The sequence below is a fragment of the Azonexus sp. IMCC34839 genome (genome assembly GCF_047047955.1).
Classification (GTDB): domain Bacteria; phylum Pseudomonadota; class Gammaproteobacteria; order Burkholderiales; family Rhodocyclaceae; genus Azonexus.
In genome coordinates this window covers 2,968,689-2,994,200 of sequence record NZ_CP150631.1, presented here as the reverse complement: position 1 = coordinate 2,994,200, position 25,512 = coordinate 2,968,689, and the positions used below count along the sequence as shown (strand labels likewise).

General features: G+C 63.5%; 30 protein-coding genes. 15 read left to right on the top strand and 15 right to left on the bottom strand.

All coding sequences use genetic code 11. From position 1 onward, the window contains the following. The first annotated feature begins 54 nt into the window (after nt 1-54). Complete coding sequence (locus WIF35_RS14585; protein ID WP_412478950.1) at nt 55-888, top strand: alpha/beta fold hydrolase; 834 nt, start codon at nt 55-57, stop codon at nt 886-888. On the opposite strand, the gene msrA is transcribed toward WIF35_RS14585, so the two are convergent. Continuing rightward, a complete protein-coding gene (msrA, locus tag WIF35_RS14580; protein WP_412478949.1) occupies nt 875-1,438 on the bottom strand; it encodes a peptide-methionine (S)-S-oxide reductase MsrA in 564 nt (187 codons plus the stop codon). The two genes, WIF35_RS14585 and msrA, sit on opposite strands and share 14 nt — an antisense overlap. Nucleotides 1,439-1,559: 121 nt before the next feature. Between msrA and glyQ the strand changes: the two genes are divergently transcribed. Genes glyQ through gloA form a run of 6 tightly spaced genes read left to right on the top strand, consistent with a single transcriptional unit; the run spans nt 1,560 to nt 7,036 of the window. After that, nucleotides 1,560-2,504, top strand: coding sequence for a glycine--tRNA ligase subunit alpha (gene glyQ, locus WIF35_RS14575; RefSeq protein ID WP_412478948.1), 945 nt, complete (start codon nt 1,560-1,562; stop codon nt 2,502-2,504). A gap of 1 nt (nt 2,505) precedes the next feature. Further along, nucleotides 2,506-4,620: a glycine--tRNA ligase subunit beta gene (gene glyS / locus WIF35_RS14570; protein WP_412478947.1), complete on the top strand. Its 2,115-nt coding sequence runs from the start codon at nt 2,506-2,508 to the stop codon at nt 4,618-4,620. Nucleotides 4,621-4,636: 16 nt separating this feature from the next. Continuing rightward, entirely contained in the window at nt 4,637-5,188 is a 552-nt protein-coding gene (gene gmhB / locus WIF35_RS14565; RefSeq protein ID WP_412478946.1) for a D-glycero-beta-D-manno-heptose 1,7-bisphosphate 7-phosphatase, read from the top strand. Then, the gene (locus WIF35_RS14560) at nt 5,185-5,937 is read left to right on the top strand and encodes a lysophospholipid acyltransferase family protein (RefSeq protein WP_412478945.1); all 753 of its coding nucleotides are present in this window, start codon (nt 5,185-5,187) and stop codon (nt 5,935-5,937) included. The genes gmhB and WIF35_RS14560 overlap by 4 nt, the downstream gene beginning before the upstream one ends. After that, entirely contained in the window at nt 5,915-6,637 is a 723-nt protein-coding gene (locus WIF35_RS14555) for a M48 family metallopeptidase (protein ID WP_412478944.1), read from the top strand. The genes WIF35_RS14560 and WIF35_RS14555 overlap by 23 nt, the downstream gene beginning before the upstream one ends. A gap of 15 nt (nt 6,638-6,652) precedes the next feature. Next, on the top strand, nt 6,653-7,036 hold the full coding sequence (gene gloA / locus WIF35_RS14550) for a lactoylglutathione lyase (protein WP_412478943.1): 384 nt from the start codon (nt 6,653-6,655) through the stop codon (nt 7,034-7,036). A gap of 70 nt (nt 7,037-7,106) precedes the next feature. Here the strand turns inward: gloA and WIF35_RS14545 are convergent, their stop codons facing one another. After that, complete coding sequence (locus WIF35_RS14545; protein WP_412478942.1) at nt 7,107-8,237, bottom strand: ABC transporter substrate-binding protein; 1,131 nt, start codon at nt 8,235-8,237, stop codon at nt 7,107-7,109. Nucleotides 8,238-8,423: 186 nt separating this feature from the next. Between WIF35_RS14545 and WIF35_RS14540 the strand changes: the two genes are divergently transcribed. Beyond that, on the top strand, nt 8,424-9,035 hold the full coding sequence (locus WIF35_RS14540; protein WP_412478941.1) for a hypothetical protein: 612 nt from the start codon (nt 8,424-8,426) through the stop codon (nt 9,033-9,035). Here WIF35_RS14540 and WIF35_RS14535 read toward each other — a convergent pair. Then, complete coding sequence (locus WIF35_RS14535; protein WP_412478940.1) at nt 9,026-10,162, bottom strand: glycosyltransferase family 4 protein; 1,137 nt, start codon at nt 10,160-10,162, stop codon at nt 9,026-9,028. The genes WIF35_RS14540 and WIF35_RS14535 overlap by 10 nt on opposite strands. Next, nucleotides 10,162-10,578, bottom strand: a complete 417-nt coding sequence (locus WIF35_RS14530) for a diacylglycerol kinase (protein ID WP_412478939.1) — start codon at nt 10,576-10,578, stop codon at nt 10,162-10,164. Before WIF35_RS14530 ends, WIF35_RS14535 begins: the two co-directional genes overlap by 1 nt. A gap of 101 nt (nt 10,579-10,679) precedes the next feature. Here WIF35_RS14530 and WIF35_RS14525 point away from each other — a divergent pair, with 101 nt between their 5' ends. Continuing rightward, nucleotides 10,680-11,372 (top strand): transporter, encoded by a 693-nt coding sequence (locus WIF35_RS14525; protein WP_412478938.1) that lies wholly within the window; start codon nt 10,680-10,682, stop codon nt 11,370-11,372. A gap of 93 nt (nt 11,373-11,465) precedes the next feature. Beyond that, nucleotides 11,466-11,840: a Crp/Fnr family transcriptional regulator gene (locus WIF35_RS14520; RefSeq protein ID WP_412478937.1), complete on the top strand. Its 375-nt coding sequence runs from the start codon at nt 11,466-11,468 to the stop codon at nt 11,838-11,840. On the opposite strand, the gene WIF35_RS14515 is transcribed toward WIF35_RS14520, so the two are convergent. From WIF35_RS14515 to WIF35_RS14505, 3 genes are read right to left on the bottom strand one after another with little or no spacing between them, the layout of a single operon-like run. Then, nucleotides 11,810-12,025: a hypothetical protein gene (locus WIF35_RS14515; protein WP_412478936.1), complete on the bottom strand. Its 216-nt coding sequence runs from the start codon at nt 12,023-12,025 to the stop codon at nt 11,810-11,812. The two genes, WIF35_RS14520 and WIF35_RS14515, sit on opposite strands and share 31 nt — an antisense overlap. A gap of 13 nt (nt 12,026-12,038) precedes the next feature. Beyond that, on the bottom strand, nt 12,039-13,220 hold the full coding sequence (locus tag WIF35_RS14510) for a glycosyltransferase (RefSeq protein WP_412478935.1): 1,182 nt from the start codon (nt 13,218-13,220) through the stop codon (nt 12,039-12,041). Nucleotides 13,221-13,222: 2 nt separating this feature from the next. After that, nucleotides 13,223-14,038 carry a UDP-2,3-diacylglucosamine diphosphatase gene (locus WIF35_RS14505; RefSeq protein WP_412481249.1) on the bottom strand — a complete coding sequence of 272 codons (816 nt, stop codon included), beginning with the start codon at nt 14,036-14,038 and terminating at the stop codon, nt 13,223-13,225. A 137-nt stretch (nt 14,039-14,175) separates the two neighbouring features. Here WIF35_RS14505 and purT point away from each other — a divergent pair, with 137 nt between their 5' ends. From purT to WIF35_RS14490, 3 genes are all read left to right on the top strand, one after another. Then, nucleotides 14,176-15,375, top strand: coding sequence for a formate-dependent phosphoribosylglycinamide formyltransferase (gene purT / locus WIF35_RS14500; protein ID WP_412478934.1), 1,200 nt, complete (start codon nt 14,176-14,178; stop codon nt 15,373-15,375). A 154-nt stretch (nt 15,376-15,529) separates the two neighbouring features. Continuing rightward, nucleotides 15,530-16,054 carry a superoxide dismutase family protein gene (locus WIF35_RS14495; protein ID WP_412478933.1) on the top strand — a complete coding sequence of 175 codons (525 nt, stop codon included), beginning with the start codon at nt 15,530-15,532 and terminating at the stop codon, nt 16,052-16,054. 132 nt (nt 16,055-16,186) lie between these two features. Beyond that, complete coding sequence (locus WIF35_RS14490; protein WP_412478932.1) at nt 16,187-16,669, top strand: bacteriohemerythrin; 483 nt, start codon at nt 16,187-16,189, stop codon at nt 16,667-16,669. A gap of 4 nt (nt 16,670-16,673) precedes the next feature. Here the strand turns inward: WIF35_RS14490 and phoR are convergent, their stop codons facing one another. From phoR to WIF35_RS14450, 8 genes are all read right to left on the bottom strand, one after another. Then, complete coding sequence (gene phoR, locus WIF35_RS14485) at nt 16,674-17,963, bottom strand: phosphate regulon sensor histidine kinase PhoR (protein ID WP_412478931.1); 1,290 nt, start codon at nt 17,961-17,963, stop codon at nt 16,674-16,676. Nucleotides 17,964-17,968: 5 nt separating this feature from the next. Continuing rightward, nucleotides 17,969-18,655, bottom strand: a complete 687-nt coding sequence (gene phoB, locus WIF35_RS14480; RefSeq protein WP_412478930.1) for a phosphate regulon transcriptional regulator PhoB — start codon at nt 18,653-18,655, stop codon at nt 17,969-17,971. Then, on the bottom strand, nt 18,652-19,341 hold the full coding sequence (phoU, locus tag WIF35_RS14475) for a phosphate signaling complex protein PhoU (RefSeq protein WP_412478929.1): 690 nt from the start codon (nt 19,339-19,341) through the stop codon (nt 18,652-18,654). Before phoU ends, phoB begins: the two co-directional genes overlap by 4 nt. 13 nt (nt 19,342-19,354) lie before the next feature. After that, entirely contained in the window at nt 19,355-20,134 is a 780-nt protein-coding gene (gene pstB / locus WIF35_RS14470; RefSeq protein ID WP_412478928.1) for a phosphate ABC transporter ATP-binding protein PstB, read from the bottom strand. A 165-nt stretch (nt 20,135-20,299) separates the two neighbouring features. Further along, nucleotides 20,300-21,238 carry a phosphate ABC transporter permease PstA gene (gene pstA / locus WIF35_RS14465; RefSeq protein ID WP_412478927.1) on the bottom strand — a complete coding sequence of 313 codons (939 nt, stop codon included), beginning with the start codon at nt 21,236-21,238 and terminating at the stop codon, nt 20,300-20,302. Continuing rightward, the gene (gene pstC / locus WIF35_RS14460) at nt 21,238-22,173 is read right to left on the bottom strand and encodes a phosphate ABC transporter permease subunit PstC (RefSeq protein ID WP_412478926.1); all 936 of its coding nucleotides are present in this window, start codon (nt 22,171-22,173) and stop codon (nt 21,238-21,240) included. Before pstC ends, pstA begins: the two co-directional genes overlap by 1 nt. Nucleotides 22,174-22,267: 94 nt before the next feature. Next, a complete protein-coding gene (locus WIF35_RS14455) occupies nt 22,268-23,269 on the bottom strand; it encodes a PstS family phosphate ABC transporter substrate-binding protein (RefSeq protein ID WP_412478925.1) in 1,002 nt (333 codons plus the stop codon). Between the two features lie 190 nt (nt 23,270-23,459). Next, nucleotides 23,460-23,984 (bottom strand): hypothetical protein, encoded by a 525-nt coding sequence (locus WIF35_RS14450; RefSeq protein ID WP_412478924.1) that lies wholly within the window; start codon nt 23,982-23,984, stop codon nt 23,460-23,462. Between the two features lie 162 nt (nt 23,985-24,146). Between WIF35_RS14450 and rpiA the strand changes: the two genes are divergently transcribed. Both rpiA and WIF35_RS14440 read left to right on the top strand, forming a co-directional pair. Further along, nucleotides 24,147-24,815, top strand: a complete 669-nt coding sequence (gene rpiA, locus WIF35_RS14445) for a ribose-5-phosphate isomerase RpiA (protein WP_412478923.1) — start codon at nt 24,147-24,149, stop codon at nt 24,813-24,815. 60 nt (nt 24,816-24,875) lie between these two features. Further along, nucleotides 24,876-25,427 (top strand): hypothetical protein, encoded by a 552-nt coding sequence (locus WIF35_RS14440; protein WP_412478922.1) that lies wholly within the window; start codon nt 24,876-24,878, stop codon nt 25,425-25,427. Nucleotides 25,428-25,512 lie beyond the last annotated feature (85 nt).

Genomic DNA, 25,512 nt, shown 5'->3' with positions numbered 1-25,512 from the left:
TCCGTATTGATCGGGCGATTATACTGGCGGCTTTTGCGCTTGCTAGAGGCAACGATGACGCACTTCCTGGCCGACGACGGCGAAAAGATCCACGTCAAGATTTCCGGCGACGGCTCGCCGCTGATCCTGCTTCACGGCTGGACGTCGAGCCACCAGGAATGGTTTCCGTTTGCCGGCGAACTGAATAACCATCACCGCGTCTATCGCTGGGATGCGCGCGGCCACGGTGGCCATACCTTGGCCCATCCCGGCTCGGCCACCGTCGAGCGCATGGCGCGCGACCTGAAGAACCTGATCGACCACTACGGCATCGAGAATGCCACCGCCGTCGGCCACTCGATGGGCGCGCTGACCCTCTGGCAATACCTGCGCGACCATGGCACGCACGGGCTGGCCAAGCTGTGCCTGATCGACCAGTCGCCCAAGCTGCTCACCGCCGAGGATTGGCAGCACGGTATCTATGGCGACTTCGGCCCCGAGCGCAATCGCGAGCTGGTGTCGTGGCTGCAGGAGGATTTCGCCGAAGGCGTGCTGAAACTCACCGCGCTCGGCCTGAACGAACGCGCCCGCCAGAAATACCAGGAAAACGCTTCTGGCTGGGAGCGCTCCCGCGCCGGCCTGCGCGCCCAGAACCCCGAGCCGCTGATCAACTGCTGGCTGAGCCTGACCGAGGCCGATTACCGCGACGTGCTGGCCGACATCCCGCTACCGACCCTGCTGGTCTATGGCGGCCAGAGCAATTTCTACCGCACCGAGACGGCACAATACGTCGCCGATACCATCCCGCAGGCGGTCCTGCGCATCTACGAAGGCACCGACCATTCGCCGCACCAGTGGCAGCGCGAGCGCTTCGTGCGCGAACTGCTGGAGTTCATCAACTCAGACTGAGTTCCGGCTTGAGCAGGGCCGCGAAGTTGGTGCGAACTTTCATCGCCTTCGGCGCCACCACGGCCATGCAGTAGCCCTGGTAAGGGTTGTTGCGGAAATACTGGTGGTGGTAGGCCTCGGCGACATGGAAGGTCGCCGCTGGCGTGACTTCGGTGACGATCATCGCCCCCCACACCTGTTCTGCATTCAATTGGGCGATCATTGCCTTGGCCTGCTCGCGCTGCGCGTCGTCGTGCCAGAAAATGGCCGAGCGGTACTGCGTGCCGACATCGTGCCCTTGCCGGTTCAGCGTCGTCGGATCGTGGATGGTGAAAAACACGGTCAGCAGGGTCTCGAAATCGATCTTCGTTGGATCGAATTCGATCTGGATCACCTCGGCATGGCCGGTCTCGCCGGTACACACCTTCTCGTAAGTGGGCGCCGGATCATAGCCACCCATGTAGCCGGGCCGCACCGACAGCACGCCATCCAGCTGCTCGTAGGCCGCCTCCAGGCACCAGAAGCAGCCACCGGCCAGCGTCGCCAGCCCAGTGTTCGTCGATTCATGCATCGCAAATATCCTCAAGCATCCGTCCTTGTTGGTTCCGACAAGCTTACCCCGCCAGCGTTCCACGCCATTGGCCGCAAAAGCAAGTAAAATTCAAAGCTTTCCGTATTCCCGAGTGCGTCCCATGACCACCAGCAAGAAACCGACGTTTCAAGAGATCATCCTGCGCCTGCAGCAATACTGGGGCGAACAGGGTTGCGCCCTGCTCCAACCGTACGACATGGAAGTCGGCGCCGGCACCAGCCACACTGCCACCTTCCTGCGCGCCATCGGCCCCGAGCCGTGGAAAGCGGCCTACGTGCAGCCTTCCCGCCGCCCGAAGGACGGCCGCTACGGCGAGAATCCGAACCGCATGCAGCACTACTACCAGTATCAGGTGGTGTTGAAGCCGGCGCCGGACAACATCCTCGAGCTCTACCTCGGTTCGCTGGAAGCCCTCGGCTTCGATCTGAAGAAGAACGACGTGCGTTTCGTCGAGGACGATTGGGAAAACCCGACCCTGGGCGCCTGGGGTCTGGGCTGGGAAGTCTGGATGAACGGTATGGAAGTGACGCAGTTCACCTACTTCCAGCAGGTCGGCGGCATCGACTGCAAGCCGATCACCGGAGAGATCACCTACGGCCTGGAACGCCTGGCCATGTACCTGCAAGGCGTCGAGAACGTCTATGACCTGACCTGGACCGAAGGCCTGACCTACGGCGACGTCTATCACCAGAACGAAGTCGAGCAATCGGCCTACAACTTCGAGCACTCCGACGCCGACTTCCTGTTCACTGCCTTCGGTGCGCACGAGAAGCAGGCGCAGCACCTGATGGGCGCGCAACTCGCGCTGCCGGCCTACGAACAGGTGCTCAAAGCTGCGCACACCTTCAACCTGCTCGACGCCCGCGGCGCCATTTCGGTGACCGAGCGCGCCGCCTACATCGGCCGCATCCGCAACCTCGCCCGCGCCGTCGCCCAAAGCTACCTCGACTCGCGCGCCCGCCTCGGCTTCCCGATGGCCCCGCGCGACTGGGCCAATGAAGTGCTGGCCAAGCTCGAAGAACAGAACGCAAAGAAAGCCGCCTGATATGTCCGCCAAGAATCTCCTCGTCGAACTGTTCGTTGAAGAACTGCCGCCCAAGGCGCTGAAGAAGCTGGGCGAAGCCTTTGCCGCCGCGTTGGCAAATTCCCTGAAAAATGCCGGTTTGGCCCCGTCCACCGCAGCAGTCACCGCCTACGCCTCGCCGCGTCGCCTGGCCGCCCACGTCACCGACGTGCTGGCCGTCGCCGCCGACAAGCCGGTGGTGCAGAAGCTGATGCCGGTCGCCGTCGGCCTCGATGCTGCCGGCAACGCCACCCCGGCCCTGCTCAAGAAGCTGGCCGCCCTCGGTGCCGATGCCTCCTGCGTCGCCAGCCTGCGCCGCGAGAACGACGGCAAAGCCGACATCCTGTTCTACGACAGCCTGGCCAAGGGCGCCACGCTGGCCGAAGGCCTGCAGAAGGCCGTCGAAGCCGCGCTGGCTGCGCTGCCCATTCCGAAGGTCATGACCTACCAGCTGGCCGACGGCTGGAACACCGTGAACTTCGTTCGCCCGGCGCATGCGCTGGTGGCGCTGCACGGCAGCGAGGTCGTGCCGGTTTCCGTGCTCGGTCTGACTTCCGGCAAGGCCACCAAGGGCCATCGCTTCGAAGCCGCGATCGATCCGGTGGTGATTGCCGATGCCGACAGCTATGCCGCGACGATGCTCAAGGATGGCTCGGTCATCGCCTCCTTCGCCGAGCGCCGCGCCGAAATCGCCCGTCAGCTGGCCGCTGCCGCCGCCCAGGCCGGCACCAACCTGAAGCCGATCGAGGACGATGCCCTCCTCGACGAAGTCACCGCGCTGGTCGAGCGCCCGAACGTGCTGATCGGTCAGTTCGAAGAGGAATTCCTCGCCGTGCCGCAGGAATGCCTGATCCTGACCATGAAGGCCAACCAGAAGTACTTCCCGCTGCTCGACGCGGCCGGCAAGCTCACCAACAAGTTCCTCGTCGTCAGCAACATCCGCCCGGACGACGCCTCCGCCGTCATCGGCGGCAACGAGCGCGTCGTGCGCCCGCGCCTGGCCGACGCCAAGTTCTTCTTCGACCAGGATCGCAAGAAGTCGCTGGAAAGCCGTGTGCCGGGCCTGGCCAAGGTGGTCTATCACAACAAGCTGGGCACCCAGGGCGAGCGCGTCCAGCGCGTCGCCGCGATTGCCCGCGCCATCGCCGACAGTCTGGGTGGCGGCAGCCTGACCGCGCACGCCGAGCAAGCCGCCGTGCTGGCCAAGGCCGACCTACTGACCGACATGGTCGGCGAGTTCCCGGAACTGCAAGGCATCATGGGCCGCTACTACGCCCAGCACGATGGCCTCAACGCCGACGTGGCCGACGCCATCGAAGACCACTACAAGCCGCGCTTCGCCGGCGACAGCCTGCCACGCGGCACGGTCGGCACCGTCGTTGCGCTGGCCGACAAGCTGGAAACCCTGGTCGGCATGTTCGGCATCGGCCAGATCCCGACTGGCGACAAGGACCCGTTCGCGCTGCGCCGCCATGCGCTGGGTGTCATCCGCATGCTGGCCGAGGGTAACCTCGACCTGCCGCTCGACCAGTTGCTGAACGGCGTTTTTGCCCAGTTCACCGGCATCGAAGGCTTCCAGGCCAATCACGCCGCGCTGGCCGACTTCATTTACGAACGCCTGGCCGGCTCCCTGCGCGAGCAAGGCTATACGGCACAGGAAGTCGATGCCGTGGTCAGCCAGCGGCCGCAGCGCCTGGGCGACATTCCCAAGCGCCTGGCCGCCGTGCGCTCCTTCTCCACCCTGCCGGAAGCCGCCGCCCTGGCTGCTGCCAACAAGCGCGTCGGCAACATCCTGAAGAAGGTCGAAGGCGCCGTCGAAGCCGTGGTCGACAACGCGCTGCTCAAGGAAGCCGCCGAAGTCGCCCTGCACGATGCGCTGGTCGATGTCGTTCCGCGTGCCGATGCCGCCTTCGTCACCGGCGACTACACCGAATCCCTGTCGGCGCTGGCCGCCCTGCGCGCCCCGGTCGATGCCTTCTTCGACGGCGTCATGGTCAATGCCGACGACCCGGCCCTGCGTGCCAACCGCCTGGGCCTGCTCGCCAAGCTGCATGCGGCGATGAACCAGGTCGCCGACTTGTCCAAGCTTTCCGCCTGATTACGGGGAAACCGCCATGGCTCCCAAGCTCGTCATTCTCGACCGCGACGGCGTGATCAATTTCGATTCCGCCCAGTTCATCAAGAGCCCGGAGGAGTGGAAGCCGATCCCGGGCAGCCTGGAGGCGATCGCCCGCCTGCGCCAGAACGGCTACCGCGTGGTCGTGGCGACCAACCAGTCGGGCGTCGGCCGCGGCCTGTTCGACATGGACACGCTGAACCGCATCCACCAGAAGATGCACAAGGCGGTGACCGCCATCGGCGGCCAGATCGACGCCATCTTCTACTGCCCGCATGCGGCCGATTCGAAGTGCGATTGCCGCAAGCCGAAGCCCGGCATGTTCAAGCGCATTTCCGAAACGCTGAACGTGGACCTGAACGGCATCTTCACCGTCGGCGACTCTCTACGCGACTTGCAGGCCGGGGTCGCTACCGGCTGCAAGCCGATGCTGGTGCTGACCGGCAAGGGCGAGAAGACCAAGGCCGAAGGCAATCTGCCGGAAGGCACGCTGGAATTCGCCGACCTCGCCGCCGCCGTCGATCACATCCTGGCCGGGGAGAAGAAATGAACGCCGTCCGCTCCTCGCTGTTCATGGCTTACGCCATCGTCTGGTCGGTGCTGACCATCCCTATCGTCATGTTTGCCGCGCTGGTTCTGCGCGGCATCTGGGGTTATCGCGCCGGCCGCCTGTGGCGCCTGGGCACGCAGTTCGGCGTCGAGAACATCCTCGGCATCCGCCCCAAGGTCATCGGCCTGGAAAACATGCCGAAGGAGCCCTGCGTCATTCTGTCCAAGCACCAGTCGGCCTGGGAGACCATGACCCTGCAGGACTATGTACCGAAGGGGGCCTACTGCGTCTTCGTGTTGAAGAAGGAACTGCTGCGCATTCCGCTGCTTGGCTGGGGCCTCGGTGCCATGAAGATGATCTCGATCGACCGTGCTGCTGGCAAGGATGCCCTGGATCAGGTGGTCACTCAGGGTCGCGAGCGCCTGAAACAGGGCTACTACATCATCATCTTCCCGGAAGGCACGCGCGTCGCGCCGGGGCAGAAGAAGCGCTACAAGGCCGGCGGTGCCTATCTGGCCACCCGGGTCGGCTGCAAGGTTGTCCCGGTCGCCCACGATGCCGGCGAACTGTGGCCGCGTCAGGCATTTTTGAAGAAGCCCGGCACCGTCACGGTCAGTATCGGCCCAGCCTTCGACGCCACCGGCATGACCGAAGGTGAAGTCAATCAGCGGGTCGAGGAATGGATCGAAAGCGAGATGCACCGCATCTCCCCGCACCGCTATTCGAATGTTCAGCACGACGCCAGCTGAGACCCGTCGCCAAATCGTCCTGGCCGAGCAATCGGTCGACTACCTGCTCCGCCGCTCGCACCGGCGCACCATCGGCCTGACCATCGATCACCGGGGCCTGCGCGTCGGCGCCCCGGTCCGCGCCAGCCTGCGCGACATCGAAGCATTGATCCTACAACACGGGCAATGGGTGCTCGACAAGCTGACCGAATGGCGCGAGCGACCGACGGCCAAGCCCACCCCCGTCGTCGACGGCACTGTGTTTTTTGCCCTCGGCGAGCCGTACACCGCAGCAGTGCGCCCCACATCGCGCCCGCGCGCGCAATTCATCGGCAACACCTTGTTGCTGGAAACACCCGGCCCGGCCGAAACTCCTCGCCTGTTCGAGAAAGCGCTGCGCGAAAAAGCGCGTCGCGTCTTTGCCGAGCGCCTCGCCCTCTACGCCATCCGCCTCGGCGTTAACGCGCCGCCCTTGCGCCTGTCGTCGGCGCGCACGCGCTGGGGCAGTTGCAGCCGGCACGGCGGCATCTCGCTGAACTGGAAGCTGGTTTTCATGCCGCTGCCGGTGGTCGATTACGTCGTCTGCCACGAACTGGCCCACCTCAAGGAAATGAACCACAGCCCGCGTTTCTGGTCTGTGGTCGAGCAACTCTGCCCGGAGTGGCGCGCTCGGCGTGCCGAATTGCGCCAACTCGGGCGGCAACTCCCGCAATTCGAATAATCCAAGGAAAACAGCATGCGCATTCTGCACACCATGATCCGCGTCGGCGACCTCGACCGCTCCATCGCCTTCTACACCGAAATCCTCGGCATGCAGCTGATCCGCCGCCAAGACTACCCGGAAGGCCGCTTCACACTGGCTTTCGTCGGCTACGGCAGCGAGGACAAGGAAACCGTGCTCGAACTGACCCACAACTGGGACACGCCGAGCTACGACCTGGGCAACGGCTACGGCCACGTCGCCCTGGCCGTGCCGGATGCCGCCAAGGCCTGTGCCGAGATCAAGGTGCGTGGCGGCAAGGTGGTACGCGAGGCCGGCCCGATGAAGCACGGCTCGACGGTCATCGCCTTCGTCGAAGATCCGGACGGCTACAAGATCGAGCTGATCGAGCGTAACTGAACCGCGCGCCAAACAGAAAAGGCCGGCGGCGATTCATTCGCCAGCCGGCCTTTTTTGTTTGGCGAAGAAATCAGCGCATCAGCTTGCCGTCGCGGCGCAGCACGGTCAGTTCGACGAAGCTCGAGCCATTGTGATCGGTCGGGCTGAAGCTGACCGGATAACCGCCGGCATCGTAATTGCGCATGCCTTCGAAGGCGCTGACCAGCTTCTCGCGCGTCAGGTCGCGGCCGGCTCGCTTGACGCCTTCGACAAAAACCTTGGCTGCAATGTAGCCTTCGAGACTGACGTATGACGGTTCCGCCTTGCCGATGGCCTTCTGGTAGTCGCGCACGACCGGCGCATTGATCGACCATGGGAAGGGTGCCACCTGCGTCACGCCGACACCGGCCCCATTCGTCCCCAACTCCTTGGCCAGGGCCATCGGCCCGACAAATGACACGGTATAGAACTGGGGAGCCATGCCTTCCGCCCGCGTCGCGTTGATCAGTGCCGCTGCTGCCTTGTACGGCAGCGCCATGATCACCATGTCCGGTTTCAGCGGTGCCAGGGCCTTGACGCTCGGCCCGACATTGAGCGAATTGCGCTCGACGGTCGCAGTACCGAGCAGCTTCAGGTTGCGCTTGGCCATCGCCTTCTCGACACCGGTCAACACGGCCTTACCGAAACCGTCATTCTGATAGACGACGGCGATGCGGCTGACGTTCAGGGAGGTGAACTGCTCGACGATCTTTTCCGCTTCTTCGGCGTAGCTGGCGCGGATATTGAACACATAGCGCCCGGTCGGCGAGCGCAAGGCGTCGCTACCGGTGAAGGCGCCGACGAAGGGCACCTTGGCCGGGTTGGAAATCTGCAGGGCGGCCACGCTGGTGGCCGTGCCGATGTAGCCGAGCAAGGCAAAGACGCTATCCTTCTCGAGCAGCTGGCGGGTGTTCGCTGCAGCACGGTCCGGCTCGTAGCCATCGTCCAGAGTCTTCAATTCCAGACGTCTGCCATTGACCCCGCCTTGCGCATTGATCTGGTCGAAATAGGCCTGCACGCCCAATTTCATTTCCGTGCCCAGTTCCAGAGATGGACCGCTGAGCGGAACCGACTGGCCGACGAGAATCGTGCTGTCGCTGACGCCTTGTTCAGCCGAGCAGACGAGACTGAGCATCAGGCTGCACAAGGCGAGCATTTTGCCCGCATGTTTTCGTGTAATCACGCTATTACTCCCATTTTGGATTGCCAGGAGCATACGCCGTAATTACGGGGCCACTTTTTCGATTTGGTTGATGATTTGTTGGTTTTTGTAAAACGATACCTGCATAGGAAAGGCATTTAACCAAGGTAAATCAAAGCGATGAAAAAGCTGGCAAAAGACAATACGCCTTCGCCAAACGGAGGCCCCATGTTTCCCGAATTCTTCGCCCGCGTGCAGGGCATCACTGTTTACGACCCCTTGGCCGAACTGCTCGGTAGTGCCGAGGGGGGCATCATCGAATACCGCTACGAAGACGCCGTTCGCCTGGCTGGCCACAGTTGCCCGACCGTAGCCGGCGCCTGGCTGATGACGCGCGCCGCCCTGCGGGCGCTTTACGGCGAAGCCCTACCGCAACGCGGTGGCCTGCGCGTCGATTTTGCCGAGCCACTGGAAAGCGGCGTCACCGGCGTCATCGCGTCGGTAGCCACCTTGATCACCGGGGCCGCCGGCGCCGGTGGATTCAAGGGCTTGGGCGGACGCTTCAGTCGGCGGAATCTGCTGTGTTTTGGTGTCGAGGGCGTGGCCGACCTGCGTTTCACCCGGCTGGACAACGCTGCTACGGTGCACTGCCGTTTTTTGCCAAATTCCGTGGCAGCCGATCCACGTCTCGGCGCCCTGCTGCCGGCGGTCGTCCACGAGCAGGCGACGCCTGAGGAAAGACTATTGTTCGGCCAACTCTGGCAGGAGCGCGTGCGCCGCCTGCTGCTCGACCATGCCGATGACCCGGCGGTCGTCGCTGTCCACCCTGCTCATGGCTGAACGCCGACGGCTTCGCGCGCCACCTGCTCGAAGCTGCTGACCACGCCATCCCAGCCGCGTGGCAACATGCCGAAACGGGCGGCGGCGGACAGCTCACTTAGGCGATCCTCGCTCTCCAGCATCCACAACGCCTCCTCGACATAGGCGCGTTCATCGCCCGGCGTCACCACACAACCGTTGCAGCGATGTTCGATCAACTCGGCAGCTGCGGCGCTGCGGTAAGCAATGACCGGCAGGCCGCTGGCCATCGCCTCGGCCACGACGTTGCCGTAGGTTTCGGTCAAACTGGGAAACAGGAAGAGATCGGCGCTGGCGTAATGCGCCGCCAACTCCTCACCGAGCCGCATGCCGGCGAACAGATGATCCGGATGCTTCTCCTGCAAGGCTTTGCGTGAAGGCCCGTCGCCCACCCACATCATGCGTGCCTGCGGATGCCAGACCTGGATGGCCGAGAAGGCTTTCTCGACCAAAGCCAGATTCTTCTCGGCAGCCAGGCGCCCGACATACAGGCAGACCGGTCCGACCGAAGCGGCCTCGCCCAGCCAGCTGGCACGTAATTCAGCGGAGCGCCGCTGCGGATCGAACAAGCGGGTATCGACCCCGCGCCCGACCACGCGTACGCCGGCAATGCCCTCACCGGCCAGATCGGCGGCCAGCGCCTCGGTCGGCACCATGGTCGCCTGCGTACGCCGATGCAGGCTGCGCAGGTAGGCGGCCAGCGCCGGACGCATCCAGCCCAGGCCGTAATGCACGCTGTAGCGGTCGAAATTGGTATGGAAGCCGGAGGTGACCGGAATACCCAGGCGACGGGCGACATTGACGGCCGACCAGCCGAGCGGACCTTCGGTTACCACATGCACCAGGTCCGGCCGGCGCTGCCCCCACAGTTTGCGCAGACGCCGACCCGCCGGCAGTCCGAAACGCAAACCGGGATAGCCCGGCAGCGGCAGGCCGGGCAGCGGCACTTCATGTTCGTTGCCGGTGTCGGCCTCGCCCTGGCGCGGGCGAACGACGCTGACCCGGTGGCCGCGCTCGCGCATGCCATGGACCAGGCGGCCGATGGTCATGGCCACGCCATTGACCTCGGGCGGAAAGGTTTCGGTGACGAAAGCGATATCGAGTTGCATCAGCGCATCTCCAACAGAACGCAGGTCCAGACGGTGACTACCAAAAGCAGGGAAACGAGGACGGCGGCACTGCCGATATCCTTGGCACGCTTGGCCAGACGATGGTTTTCCAGGCTCACCCGATCGACCACGGCCTCGATGGCCGAATTGAGCAGCTCGACGACCAACACCAGCAGCACGCTGGCGATCATCAGCCCCTTGCCCAGCCAGGCAACCGGCAGCAACAGGGCGGCCGGAATCAGCAACACGGCGAGCCAGACCTCCTGGCGGAAGGCATCTTCGCAAAGATAGGCGGCTTTCAGGCCGGCCAGCGAGTAATGCAGTGCATTCCACACCCGGCGCAGGCCGGTCTTGCCCTTGAAAGGCGATTCATGAGCCGGATCGAGGCCCAGTTCTTTCGGCGTCGGTTTATGCATGAGCGCTCCGTGAAAGCAGCCACGTTAGCCAGCCTTTACTAAGCTTTGATGACAGGCTCTGTCACAGAACGGTCAGAATCCCGGCGTAGAATCGTCGGGTTATGCTCAAGCCTGCCGCCCTCCCCTTCGTCCTCGCCCTGCTCGCCCTTGCCGATGCCGCCTCGGCCGCCCGGCCGATGATCACCGACGATGCGCGCCTCACCGATGCCGGGGCGTGCCAACTCGAAACCTGGGCGCACCTGCATAGCCGCCAGAAGGAATGGTGGGCCCTACCGGCCTGCAATCCGGGTGGCAATTTCGAGATCACCCTGGGCGGCGCCCTCGCCTACAGCGAAGGCGAGCGCGAAAGCGGCGCCCTGCTGATCCAGGGCAAGACGCTGTTCAAGCCGCTCGAAACCAATGGCTACGGTCTCGGGCTGGCCTTCGGCTATGCCACCCAGCCAGGCAACGGCCAATCTGGCTCGCCCTACTTCTATGTCCCGGCCAGTTGGTCGCTGGCCGACGACCGCCTCGTCCTGCACGGCAACCTCGGCTACACCCGCGAACGCGAAAACCAGGACACGCGCCTGACCTGGGGCTTGGGCAGCGAAATCCAGACCAGCGAACGGCTCTACGTCATCGCCGAAACCTACGGCCAGGACAAGGGCGCCGCCTTCACCCAGGTCGGCCTGCGCTATTGGGTGGTGCCCAACCATGTTCAGATCGATACCACCTGGGGCAGCCAGTTCGGCCACATGCGCGATCAGCGCTGGTTCTCGATCGGCCTGCGCCTGATCTCGCCACGCTTGTTCTAGGTCAACGAAAGTGCGTTTGTCACATTGCCGCAATACGGCGGCTACACGCGTTATGCTAAAAGGCGTAGTCGTACCTTTTCAGGATCGCTCGCCATGGTTTTCTTCGAACTCTTCGCCCACAACCCGACCATCGTCAATGTGCCCGCCGGTGAGGCACTTTTCCGGGAAGGCGAAGAAGGCAGGATGATGTATGTGCTGACCACCGGCTCGGCCGAGGTCATCGTCAACAACCGCGTGGTCGAAACCCTGCAGCACGGCAGTATCGTCGGCGAAATCGGCATCGTCCTGCCGGGCCCGCGCTCGGCGACGGTGGTCGCCACCACCGATTGCGAATTCGTCGCCGTGGACGAAAAGCGCTTCCAGTTCCTCGTCCAGCAGACGCCCTTCTTTGCCACCCAGGTCATGCGCGTGATGGCCGAACGCCTGCGCAACATCAATCAGATGGTCGTGCCGCTCGAGGATATCTGAACGGGTCGCTGGAACTCGCCACACCAGGCGTGAATGCTCACCTGCGGGAACCGCCAGTGGTGGTTCTCCCGCGGCGAACTATCGCCGGCAAAGACTGGCGGAAAACGGTGACAGGTGCCATTCAGGGCATCGACGGCGACAAAATAACGGCACAGCTCACAGTGCCGTTCGGCAATTTCGTTCATGGGGTGATCTTTCTCAGACTGCTGCGGTGCACGCGCTTTCTGAGGCAATTTTCAGGCCGATGAGTTCGCGATACAACAGGGCCAGACGTTGCGCCATCGCTGCATCGCTCCATTCCTGCGCATAGACCGGCGCCTCGGCGCGTAGATGCACCCAGGCTTGCGGGTGGCAGAGGAAATGGCCCAGGGTGTCGCCGAAGGATTTCGGATCGGCCGGCGGGACGAATGCACCACGACCGGGCGCCAGGATATCCACCGTCCCCATTTCAGCCAATGCGATGACCGGCAAGCCGGCCGCCATCGCTTCGAGCAACACCAGCCCCTGCGTTTCGGTGCGGGAGGCAAAGACGAAAGCGTCGGCCGCCGCGTAGCAATCCGGCAGCCCCTGCTGGCGGTCGAGATAACCGATGAAGCGGACATGCTCGCACAAGCCGAGGTGCTTCACCTGCTGCTTCAGGTCGGCCATGGCCGGCCCTTCGCCGGCAACGATCAGCAAGGCCTGCGGGCACATCAGGCGGACATGCGTCATCGCCTGTAGCAGAAAACCGATGTTCTTCTCATGTGCCACCCGGCCGACGAAAAGTGCCAAGGGGCGCTTGGCCGGAATACCAAAGCGCTCGCGAAAGGCCGCCCCATCGCCCTGGGCAAACTGGGCGAGCGGAATGCCGGTCGGCAGCACATGCAGCGGTTTGCTGACGCCGTATTCTTCCAGCCGGCTACGCATGGCCGTCGACGGCACGATGACGGCATCGAGATCGTTGCACTGGCGGCGCGAGAAGGCGCGCGCCTGCGCCTTCAGCCAGCCGCCAGGCAGCCAGGGCGCGTAGTGGCCGAGATATTCCTCGAACAGCGTGTGATAGGTGGCGACCACCGGCAGGCCCAGCTTGCGCGCGGCGTTCAGCCCGGCGTAATGAGCGACGAAGGGGGTCTGGATGTGGATCAGGTCGCAGTCGGCTGCCGCTTCGAGCACCGTGCGATGCATGGCGCGCCAGCCGACCAGGCGGTCTTCGCGATCGCCTGGCACCGAGCGGCCGGCGACCCGGGTGATGCCCGCCTCTTCCGCCTCATCACCGTAGCGCGGCACCACCAGATCGACCTCGACCCCCTGCCCGGCCAGCGTCCGGCGGAAGGTTTCGATCGAGGTCGACACACCATTGACGCGCGGAAAATAGACATCGGATACCATCAACACGCGCATGCTCATGCCTCTACCGTTTCTGTTAGCTGCGCCAACTCCGGGGTCGGCTGCATGTTTTCAAGGGCGGCCGGTGCCGCCCGGTGCGTCGATTCCCAGGCGACCAGTTCCAGCTGGCCATCGAAGTGCTCGACGATGGCGGTGCAGGAATCGACCCAGTCGCCGCAATTGATATAGGTGAGCCCGTCGATCTCGCGGATGGTCGCCCAGTGGATGTGGCCGCAGATGACGCCGTCCAGCCCACGCTCCTTGGCGTGGTGGATGGCCGACACCTCGAAATCGAAAATGAAATTGAGCGCCTTCTTGACCTTGCGCTTGGCGTAGCCGGCCAGCGACCAGTAGCCTGAAATACCGAGCTTGCGACGCCCCCAGGACAACCAGGCGTTGAGCCGGACCAGCAGGTCGTAGGCGCGGTCGCCAAGCACCGCCACCCAGCGGTGATGGCGCGTCACCTGGTCGAACTGGTCGCCATGGATGAGCAGGAAGCGCCGGCCGTCGACCGTCTCGTGCACCATCTCGTCGACCACTTCGATTTCGCCGAAGACGGTGCCGCAATAATCGCGCAGCGCCTCGTCGTGGTTGCCGGGAATGAACACCACGCGCTCGCCGTGCCGCGCCCGGCGCAGCAGCTTCTGCACCACGGTGTTCTGCGCCTGCGTCCAGCAGATGCTGCGGCTCATCGCCCAGAAATCGACGATGTCGCCGATCAGGAAAGTCTGCTCGGCCGGGTGTTCGCGCAGGAAGTCGAGGAGTCGATCCGCCTGGCACGCCCGCGTGCCGAGGTGGATGTCGGATAGAAATACGGATCTGACCTTGGGCATGACGGAACGATAGGCAGCGCCAATGAAGCAGCCGTGACAGGCAGATGAATTTTGCATGACAGTGCGCCGCCCTTGACGCTGCTGCGGTGCACGCCTAAATTCAGCCGATTTTCAGCTTCCGCTTTCGAGGACACCCCATGCAGATCGGCACCCCGCTTTCTCCCAGCGCCTTGCGCGTCATGCTTCTCGGCTCCGGCGAACTGGGCAAGGAGGTGGTCATCGCCTTGCAGCGCCTTGGCGTCGAAGTGATCGCTGTGGACCGCTACGAGAATGCGCCCGGGCAGCAGGTGGCGCATCGCGCCCACGTCATTCCGATGACCGACGGCGCGGCGCTGCGTCGTCTGGTCGAACAGGAAAAGCCGCACCTGATCGTGCCGGAGATCGAGGCCATCGCCACCGACATGCTGGTGCAGATCGAGGCCGAAGGCCTGGCCGAGGTCATCCCGACCGCCCGCGCCGCCAGGCTGACCATGAACCGCGAGGGCATCCGCCGCCTGGCCGCCGAAGAGCTTGGCCTGCCGACCTCGCCGTACCAGTTTGCCGATTCGCTGGCCGAGTTGCAGGCCGCCATCGACAATGGCATCGGCTACCCGTGCATCGTCAAGCCGGTGATGTCCTCCTCCGGCAAGGGCCAGTCGCTGCTGCGCGGCCCGGAGGATGTGCAGAAGGCCTGGGACTACGCCGCCAGCGGCGGCCGGGTCAATCAGGGCCGCGTCATCGTCGAGGGCCTCATTGATTTCGATTACGAAATCACCCTGCTTACCGTACGCGCCTGCAACACCACCGGCGAAGTCGCCACCTATTTCTGCGAGCCGATCGGCCACGTGCAGGTCTCGGGCGATTACGTCGAATCCTGGCAACCGCAGGCGATGACGCCGGCCGCGCTGAAGCGCGCGCAGGAAATCGCCGCTGCCGTCACCGGCAATCTCGGCGGCCGTGGCCTGTTTGGCGTCGAGCTCTTCGTCAAGGGCGATCAGGTGTGGTTCTCCGAGGTCAGCCCGCGCCCGCACGACACCGGGCTGGTTACGTTGTGCTCGCAGCGCTTTTCCGAATTCGAACTGCACGCCCGCGCCATCCTTGGCCTGCCGGTGGATACCGCCCTGCGCGAGCCGGGCGCCTCGGCCGTCATCTACGGCGGCATGGAGGAACAGGGCATCGCCTTTACCGGCATCGCCGACGCGCTGGCCGTGCCGCGCAGCGACCTGCGCCTGTTCGGCAAGCCGGAATCATTCACCAAGCGCCGAATGGGCGTCGCCGTGGCCAACGGCGTGGATACCGACGAGGCGCGCCAGCGCGCCAAGCTGGCTGCCAGCCGGGTCAAGCCGGTGAAGGGCTGAACGACGCTCGAAAAGTCACTGCTGCGGTGCACTGCCCCAAATCGGCAAAAACCGCGGCAGCGATGACAGCGGGTTGAACTTTCCGCCGGCATTGCGCACCAATTCGCATTGCCGGCTTCGCGACGGGGCCGGTCTCAAGACGAGGAGACTGACCATGAACAAGACGCTCGCCCCCGCTTTCGCGCTTTCCCTCTCCGCCCTGCTTGCCGGCTGCGCCGGCAGCGGAATGACCGGCCCCAAGGCCGAGGCCAGCCTGCTGGCCCGTTCCGGCAGCGCTGTCAGCGGCACCGTCAGTTTCACGCAGAGCGGCGAGCGCTTGCTCGTCGAAGCGCGTGTTGCGGGCCTGACGCCGGGCGAGCATGGCTTCCATGTGCATGAGGCGGGCGACTGCAGCGCGGCCGATGCGAGCAGCGCCAAGGGCCACTTCAACCCGGCCGGCAAGGGGCATGGTCATCATGCCGGTAGCGAGCGCCATGCCGGTGACCTGCCCAACCTGATCGCCGACGCAGCCGGCAACGCCGTCTTCCGCGCCGAAGTGTCTGGCCTGTCGTTGAACGATGGCCCGACCGGCATCGTCGGCCGCAGCATCGTGATCCACGCCGACCCGGACGACTACAAGTCGCAGCCGGCCGGCAACTCCGGCAAGCGCATCGCCTGCGGCACCATCGCCAAGCGCTGAGCTCCGGGCAGTCTTACGGCGAAATACGGTCCGGCACGCGACAGAGTGTCGGACCATTGAGCCACGTCAAACCGAATACGCCAAAAGTGATATCTACTTCGCCCTCCAACTCATAAATCTTGGAGAGCAGCCGTGCCTATCGTTTGGGATCACAAGCTGGATACCGGCATCGACGTGATCGATGCCCAGCACAAGCGCATCGTCGAATACATCAACGAACTGGAAATCGCCAAGCAGAAGGGCGACCGCCATCTGCTCAACGACATCATCGAGCAGTTGATCGACTACACGCAGTCACATTTCGGCTTCGAAGAGGAAATGATGGCCGAAGCCGGCTACAAGTTCATCAAGCCGCACAAGAAAGTGCATGAGCTGTTCATCAAGCGTGTGTCCGAATTCACGCTGCGCTCGGCCAAGGGCGAAGACATTGTGGACGAACTGCACACCATGCTGAGCAAATGGCTGATCAATCACATCGCCAACGAAGATCGCGATTACGCCAAGCAGGTCCAGAGCATGCTGGCCAAGGGCGACGAAAGCCCCCAAGCGGTGGCTGCCGCCCCGCAGGCGCAGGGCGGGTTCATTTCCGGCTTGCTCGGCCGCTTCTTCCGCTAAGCGGTCAAAGTACGACGCGACTGGCCGGGAACTTGGCCGCGAAGCGGCTGCCCTGGCCTAGCGTGCTCTTGATCTCGAGCTGGGCCTGGTGACGGTTCAGCGAATGCTTGACGATGGCCAGGCCAAGGCCGGTCCCGCCGGAATCGCGCGAGCGGCCGCGGTCGACGCGGTAGAACCGTTCGGTCAGACGGGGCAGGTGCTTGGGATCGATCCCGATGCCGTTATCCTGCACGGCAAACTCCGCCCCTTGCGGCGTGGCCTGCCACTGGATGCGGATCGTGCCGCCTTCCGGCGTGTAGCGCACGGCATTGGTCACCAGGTTGGCAAATGCGCTGACCAGTTCTGGCTCGGCACCGCGCAGGTCGCCGTGACCGTCGCTTTCCAGCACGATATTGTGACGGCCGCCCGATAGCGCTTCGGCATCGCGCTTCAGCTTGTCGAGCAAGGTCGCCATGTCGATCGGGTCGTTGTTCGGCGGCGGCGCCGACTCGATGGACGACAGGGTCAGCAGATCCTGCACGATGGACTGCATGCGCGCCGACTGCTCGGCCATCAGCCCGAGGTAGTGCTTGCGGTCGGCGGCTTCCAGTTCGATTTCCTGCAAGGTTTCGAGAAAGCCGGCGAGCACCGTCAGCGGCGTGCGCAACTCGTGCGACACGTTGGCCACGAAATCGCGCCGCATCTGGTCCAGGCGATCGGCCTGCGTCACATCCTTGACCTGCATCAGGCGACGGGTGCCGGCATAAGGAATGACGTGGATCGAATAGACGCTGCCGTCGTTGCGGTCGGAGCGCAGGATCAGCGGCTTGGCAAAATCGACGGCATCGAGATAGGCGACGAACTCCGGCTGCCGGACCAGGTTGGTGATGGGCAGGCCGCGGTCGGTCCGGACCGAGATGCCGAGCTGGGTTTCCGCCGTCGTATTGCTGAACAGGATGTGGTTGGCGTTATCGAGCAGCACGACGCCATCGGTCAGCGCCTGGCCGGCCGCCATCAACATCGCGATCTCGTGATCGCGCTGCGCGATCTGCGCACGCAGATCCTTCTCGTGCCGATAGAGGCGACCGAAAACGCCGTCCCAGGCGCCCTCGCCTTCCAGGCTGGCATCGACCACCGGCGTCCGCGACCAGCGGTCGAGGCGGGCGAAGTTGCGGAAGTGGAAAACCATTTGCAGGGCAAGCCCCAGGCAGAACAGCGTCCACCCAGCCCAATGGGTGACGAAGATACCGACCGGCAGCGCCACGATGGCCGTCAGGAAGGCCAAACCGATGGCTCGCAGTATTTGCGAAAGCACTGGTCTCAGGCTCCCCGGAAGCGATAGCCGGTACCGCGCACGGTCTCGACCCGCTCGTGATGACCGGACGGCTCCAGCGCCGCACGCAGGCGACGGATATGCACGTCGACCGTGCGCTCCTCGATGAAGACGTGGTCGCCCCACACCTCGTCGAGCAGTTGCGAACGGGTGAACACGCGCTCGGCGTGCGTCATGAAGAAGAAGAGCAGACGGAACTCGGTCGGCCCCAGCTCGACCGGCTGGCCGCCGGCCATGACGCGATGCGTCGCCGGGTTGAGCGACAGGTTGCCGACCTCGACCGCCTCGCCGGCCAGGTGCGGCGCACGGCGGCGCAGCACGGCACGGACGCGGGCGACCAGTTCCTTCGGCGAGAACGGCTTGGTCACGTAGTCGTCGGCGCCGGCCTCCAGGCCTTGCACCTTGTCTTCTTCATGCACGCGGGCGGTCAGCATGATGATCGGCAGTTCGCGCGTGCGGTCGTCGCCACGAATCTTCTTGGCCAGCGCGACGCCGGATTGCCCAGGCAGCATCCAGTCGAGGATCACCAGGTCGGGCAAGGCGGCGCGGATGGCGGATTCGGCATCCTCGGCGCTAGCGGAGCGAACGACCAGGAAACCGGCATGCTTCAGGTTGACGGCGACGAGTTCCTGAATGGCCGGTTCGTCTTCAACAACCAGAATGGTCGGAGTCACTGCGCCTTCTCCTTGGTATGGCGGATATCGCGCCCTTCGACAATGAAGATCACCTGCTCGGAAACGTTCTTGGCATGGTCGCCGATGCGCTCGATGGCACGGGCGATCCAGATGATGTCGATGGAAGTCGTAATGGTACGCGGGTCTTCCATCATGTGCGTGATCAACTGGCGGATGATGGACTTGAATTCGACGTCGACGTCGTTGTCGGCGCTGATCACCGCCTTGGCCAGTTCGGCGTCGAGGCGGGCGAAGGCGTCGAGGGCCTGGCGCACCATGGTCAGGGCCGCTTCGGCCAGGTGGCGGATGCCGATCCCGTACTGCGAGGGCATGTGGCCAGCTTCGTAAATGCGGCGCACGCCCTTGGCGATCTTCTTGGCTTCGTCGCCGGCGCGCTCGAGATCGGTCACGATCTTGCTGATGCCGAGCACCAGGCGCAGGTCGGAAGCGGTGGGCTGACGCTTGGCGATGACATGGGCGCAATCGTCGTCGATGGCCTTCTCCAGGTCGTTCACCTTGCGGTCGGTGTCGACGATGGTCTTGACGCTGGCCACTTCACCGGTCGTGTAGGCCTCGATGGCGGAGGAAATCTGGGTTTCGACCAGACCGCCCATCTGCAGCACGTGGGTGCGCAGGCGGGAGAGTTCTTCGTCGAACTGGCTGGATACGTGTTGGCTTTCGTTCATTGTCGGCATTTTCTTACCCCATACGACCCGTAATGTAATCTTCGGTACGCTTGTCTTGCGGCTTGATGAAGATCTCGTCGGTCTTGCCGAACTCAATCAACTCACCCAGGTACATGTAGGCGGTGTAGTCGGAAACACGCGCCGCCTGTTGCATGTTGTGCGTCACGATCAGGATGGTGACGCGCTTCTTCAGTTCATGCACCAGTTCCTCGATGGCACCGGTGGCGATCGGGTCGAGCGCCGAGGTCGGCTCATCGAACAGCAGCAGTTCGGGATCGGTCGCCAGCGCACGGGCGATGCACAGACGCTGCTGCTGACCGCCGGACAGGTTGGAAGCGAGATCCTGCAGGCGATCCTTCACTTCATCCCACAGGGCGGCGCCCTTCAGGGCGTGCTCGACCTTGTCGTCGAGGACACGGCGATTGTTCTCGCCGCGCACGCGCAGGCCGTAGGCCACGTTCTCGAAGATCGACTTGGGAAACGGATTCGGCTTCTGGAACACCATGCCGACGCGCATGCGCACTTCGATCGGATCGACTTCCGGGGCCAGCAGGTTGGTGTTGTCTGGGTAGAAGCGGATCTCGCCCTCGTAGCGGTTGCCCGGGTAGAGGTCGTGCATGCGGTTGAAGCTGCGCAGGTAGGTCGATTTGCCGCAGCCGGAAGGGCCGATCAGGGCGGTGACCTTCTTGTCGTAGATGGGCATGTTGATGCCCTTGAGCGCCTTGGCTTCGCCGTAATAGAAGTTGAGGTTGCGGGCTTCGGCCTTCAGCGTCGGGTTGTCATGGATCTGCATTCGGGACTCCAATTTCAATATTCGGTTTTTGGCGATTTGCGGGTGTGCACCGCAGCAATCGATTTCATGGTCCGGGGCGCGCCTGCCGCGAAGACGAGCCGCAGACAGTGCGCATTGCACGGCAAGGCGAAGGCGACAAGAGCAGGTGCGTTCCGAGCCATGAAATCACCACTTGATGTTCTTGCGCATCTTGTAGCGCAGCCAGATGGCGATGGCGTTCATCGACAGCACCATGACCATCAGCACGAAGCCGGCGGCCGCGGCATTGACTTCGAAGGCCGGGTCCGGGCGCGAGGTCCAGTTGAAGATCTGGATCGGCATCACGGTGAAGGGCGACATCAGCCAGTCGAACAGACCGGCACTGACGCCGGGGCTGACTTCGGTGAAGGGCACCGGCGGCAGGAAGGCGATGAAGGTCAGCGCACCGATGGTGATGATCGGGGCAGTTTCGCCGATGGCGCGGGCCAGGCCGATGATGACGCCAGTCAGGATGCCGGGCATGGCGTAGGGGATGATGTGGTAACGGCAGGTCTGCCAGCGCGTCGCACCAACCGCCATCGACCCTTCGCGGATCATCGCCGGAATCGCGCGGATCGCTTCGCGGGTCGACACGATGACGATGGGCAGGATCAACAGTGCCAGGGTCAGGCCGGCGGTCAGGATGCTCTGGCCGAAGCCGAAGGCATAGACGAAGATGCCGAGCGACAGCAGGCCATAGACGATGGACGGCACCGCGGCCAGGTTGGTGATGTTGATCTCGATGATCTCGGTCACCCAGTTACGCTTGGCGTACTCTTCCAGATAAACACCGGCCGCAACGCCCAGCGGGACGGCAGCGAAAGCGGTCACGGTCATGACCAGCAGCGAGCCGACCCAGGCCGACAGGATGCCGGCTTGCGAGGCGCGACGGGAAGCGAACTCGGTGAAGAAATCCAGCGTCAGGCGTTCCGAGCCACGCATGACCATGTCGCCGACCAGCAGAAAGATCACCAGCAGGCCAAACGCCAGGCACAGGATGCCCATGGCCTTGAATATGGTGTCCTTCAACTTGCCCTTGGCGATCAGGGCGCGGATTTCTTCGGTAGTCAAAGCAGCGTGTTGCATTAGTAGTTCTCCCGGAACTTGCGGCGCAGCCACTGGCCGAGGATGTTGAAACAGAGCGTGATCATGATCAGCGTCAGGCCGGCGGCGAAGATGGTCTGGTAGCCGATCGAGCCGTGCGGCAGATCGCCCAGCGCCACCTGCACGATGTAGGAGGTGATGGTAGCGGCCGGTTCCATCGGATTCCAGGTCAGGTTCGGCTGCATGCCGGCGGCTACGGCCAGGATCATGGTTTCGCCGACGGCGCGCGAGATGGCCAGGATGTAGGAGGCGGCCAGACCGGAGAAAGCGGCCGGCACGACGACGTGAATGGCCGTGTGGAGCTTGGTCGAGCCCATGGCGTAGGAACCTTCGCGCAGGCTCATCGGCACCGAGCGCATGGCATCCTCGGAAAGCGACGCGATGTAGGGCACGATCATGATGCCCATGACCAGGCCAGCGGAGAGCAGCGAGAAGCCCGGCAGCTCCGGGAAAATCTTCTGCAGCAGCGGCGTCACCATCAACAGGGCGAAGTAACCGAAAACGATGGTCGGGATACCGCCGAGCAGTTCGAGGATGGGCTTGGCGATTTCACGCACCTTGCCATTGGCGAACTCGGACAGGTAGATGGCGATGATGGTCCCCATCGGGATAGCAACAGCCAGCGCGACAAAGGAAGAAACCAGGGTACCGGACACCAGCACCATGATGCCGAAGTGGGCGTCGTCGAACAGCGGCGTCCATTGGGTGTCGGTCAGAAAGTCGACGATGCTGACATTCTGGAAAAAGTGGATGGACTCGGTGACGAGTACATAGACGATGCCGACCGTGGTGAATACGGAGACGGCGGCGGCAGCGAAAAGCAGCATCTCGATGAGGCGCTCGCTGACGTTGCGCATGGCGTTCTTGGCCAGGCGCTCGCTGACCACGGGAAGGTCAGAAGGAGAATTTACAGACATGGCTTGCGTCACTTGAAGGGTCCTTTCGGATGCACATCCGGCCCCTGGCGGGGCCGGAAGGCGATTGGCGGCGTCAGAGACGCCACCCGGAAGCTTACATCTTGGCTTCGCGCTTCATCAGTTCTTCAATGGTGATGCCGATTTCGTTCTTGCCACCGAAGACGGAGCCGAACTTCTTCTTGGCGACGTGCTCGATGTTGCCGGTGTAGGCAGCGGACGGCAGCGGCACGTACTTCACTTCCTTGGTCAGCTTGGCGGCATTCTTCATGTAGAACTCGATGAATTCCTTGACCTCGGGCTTGTCCAGCGACTTGGCCTTGACGTAGATGAAGATCGGGCGGGACAGCGGCTGATAGGTCGCCTTGATCACCGACTCCTCGGCCGGCTCGACCGCGACGTTGGTCTTCGGATTGACGATCGGCAAGGCCTTCAGGCGGGCCTTGTTCTCGGCGTAGTAAGCGTAGCCGAAGTAGCCGATGGCATTGACGTCGCGCGCGACGCCCTGAACCAGCACGTTGTCGTCTTCGGAAGCGGTGTAGTCGCCGCGCGAGGACTTGGCCTTGCCGACGGTGGCCTCGGTGAAGTATTCGAAGGTCCCCGAGTCAGCACCGGCGCCGAACAGCTTGATCGGCGCATCCGGCCAGGCCGGGTTGACCTGGTTCCACTTGGTGATCTTGCCCTGAGCAGCCGGTTCCCACATGGTCTTCAGTTCGGCCACGGTGATCTGCTTCAGGAAGCTGTTCTTCGGGTTGATGACGACGGTCAGGGCGTCAAAGGCGACCGGCATTTCGATGTACTGCACGCCGGCGGCCTTGCAGTCTTCCATTTCCTTGGCCGTGATCGGACGCGAGGCGTTGGAGATATCGGTCTCGTCGCGGCAGAACTTCTTGAAACCGCCACCGGTTCCGGAAATGCCGACGGTCACCTTGATGGCGTTCTTCTTGGCTTTCTGGAATTCCTCGGCAACGGCTTCGGTGATCGGATAGACGGTGGAGGAACCGTCGATCTTGATGACTTGGGCTTGGGCAGCCTGGGCACCGAACAGGGCGATGCCAGCGATGGAAAGAGCAGAGACGAGCTTGTTGCGAATGAACATGAAGGGTACTCCTGCACGGTTGGGGTTTTACGATGCGTGCAGGTTACCCCCCGTTTGTTACAACCAGATGACAGGTTGTAATAATTGGCCAAGCGTCCCAGTTTTCGTCCAGCCGCTGACCCGGAACACCCCTCAACGGCCGGCAGACATAACGCATGGCGCAGGCGCCGAGACGCCGGCGCGATGCGCGCTACTTGGCCGGACGCCCGGTCTTGATGCGCTCGACGCGGGCCATGACGGCTTGCAGCTCGGCATCGTTGAGCGCCGCCAGGACAGCGATGCCACCGCGCAGCAGTTCGCTCTTCTTGACCTCGCGGCCGAGCACCAACAGGCGCTTCTTCAATTCGCCAATCCGGGCGTACTCGGCCTCCGGCATCGCGTAGCTGTCGCGCACCAGCTTGACCTTCCTGGCCTTGGGCGCCTTTTCAGCTTTTTCCACCTTGGCTGGTTTCACGGCCTTGGCTGGCTTCTTCGCGCTGACCACTTTGGTCGGCTGCTTGACCGTGGCGGCCGGTTTGGCGGCGGCCGCCGGCGCAACATTCCTGGCCGATGCGGCTACCGGCTTGATAACCGGCTTTGCCGCCGGGGCCGGGGTGGGCTTGGCTGCGGCGGCGGGCTTGCCAGCTTCGGCCTTGGGCGCCGTGCGCGGCACCAGTTGCTTTGGCGGCTTCGCCGCAGCGGCAGGTTTGACGGAGGTTTTCTTCTGTTCGGCCATGATCGGCTCCCTACAAAAACGGTATATCCAGTTTAGCGATTCGGGCACGGCGCAAAATGAATTTTTTATGACAATCCGTTGCCGACCGGCCGTCGGGGCGTTTAGGGAAAGGTTGGGCAAGTCTGTAAAATGCCGGGCAAAACTGCTCAGGAGAATAGCCAAATGACCCAGGACGAACTCAAACAGGCCGTCGCCCAGGCCGCCGCCGACTACGTGGCCGCCAACGTGCCGGCCGGCAGCATCATCGGCGTCGGCACCGGCTCGACCGCCAATTTCTTCATCGACGCCATCGCGCCGTTGAAGGACAAGTACAAAGGTGCGGTCGCCAGTTCGGAAGCGACCAAGAAGCGCCTGGAAGGCCACGGCTTTCCGGTGCTCGACCTGAACGACGTCGACAGCATCCCGGTTTATGTCGACGGTGCCGACGAAATCGATGGAGGGCTGAACATGATCAAGGGCGGCGGCGGTGCGTTGACGCGCGAGAAGATCGTCGCTGCCGTGGCCCAGACTTTCGTCTGCATCTGCGACGCTTCCAAGCGCGTCGAGGTGATGGGCAAGTTCCCGCTGCCGGTCGAGGTGATCCCGATGGCGCGCGCCCATGTCGCCCGCGAATTGGCCAAGCTGGGCGGCACGCCGGTGCTGCGCGAGGGCTTCGTCACCGACAACGGCAACCTGATCCTCGACGTCAAGGGCCTGGCCATCACCGACCCGAAGGGTCTGGAAGCGCAGATCAACCAGATCACCGGCGTCGTCACCAACGGCCTGTTCGCCGTCCGTCCGGCCAACGTGCTGCTGCTCGGCACGGCGGAAGGCGTCAAGACCATCGTCTGAGTCATTTTCCTGTCACATCGGGCAGCTAAGCTCCCGGCAAATTCTTTTCGGGAGCCCTGCATGTTCCTGTACGTCAACGATATTGCGAAAAGCCGCGAGCACACGCTGAGCAATCTGCGTGACTTTTCGGTCGCCTGTTTCACCGCCGCCAACCGGCTGTCCGAGCTGCTCTCGGTCGCCGGCCGTGATGCGTTGCTGCACAGCCACAAGCAGTGGGCCATCTTCGGTCACGATCAGCTGGAAAACGCGACGCAGTTTCCCGCTCCCTTGTGGCTGGAAAACAGCATGCGCGCCAGCAAGCTGCTCGACAGCGCCTTCGAGATTCTCGGCGAAACGCACAAGGCGATGATCCGCACCGCAGAGGTTCAGGTGCGTGTATTCGACGAAATGGTCTTCGCCAGCATCCAGCACGCCGAGAAGAGCAGCCCGTGGGAAGCCGAAATCGCCCTAAAGGCCATGCGCACGACGCTGGAGACGGCCGAACACACGCTGCACAGCGTCAGTGCCGCCGCCATCGAAACGGTCGAACTGGCCGAACAGGAAAGCCACCAGCTGTCCGGTGCCGCCAAGCCGGCCCGCAAGCGCAGCGGCACGACGGCGCGCACGAATTGAAACCTTAAGTTTGTTCTCTCTCCATTTCGCCCGGCTCGACCGGGCGTTTTTTTGCCCACGGTTTTTGCCCTTTTGGGGCAGTGCA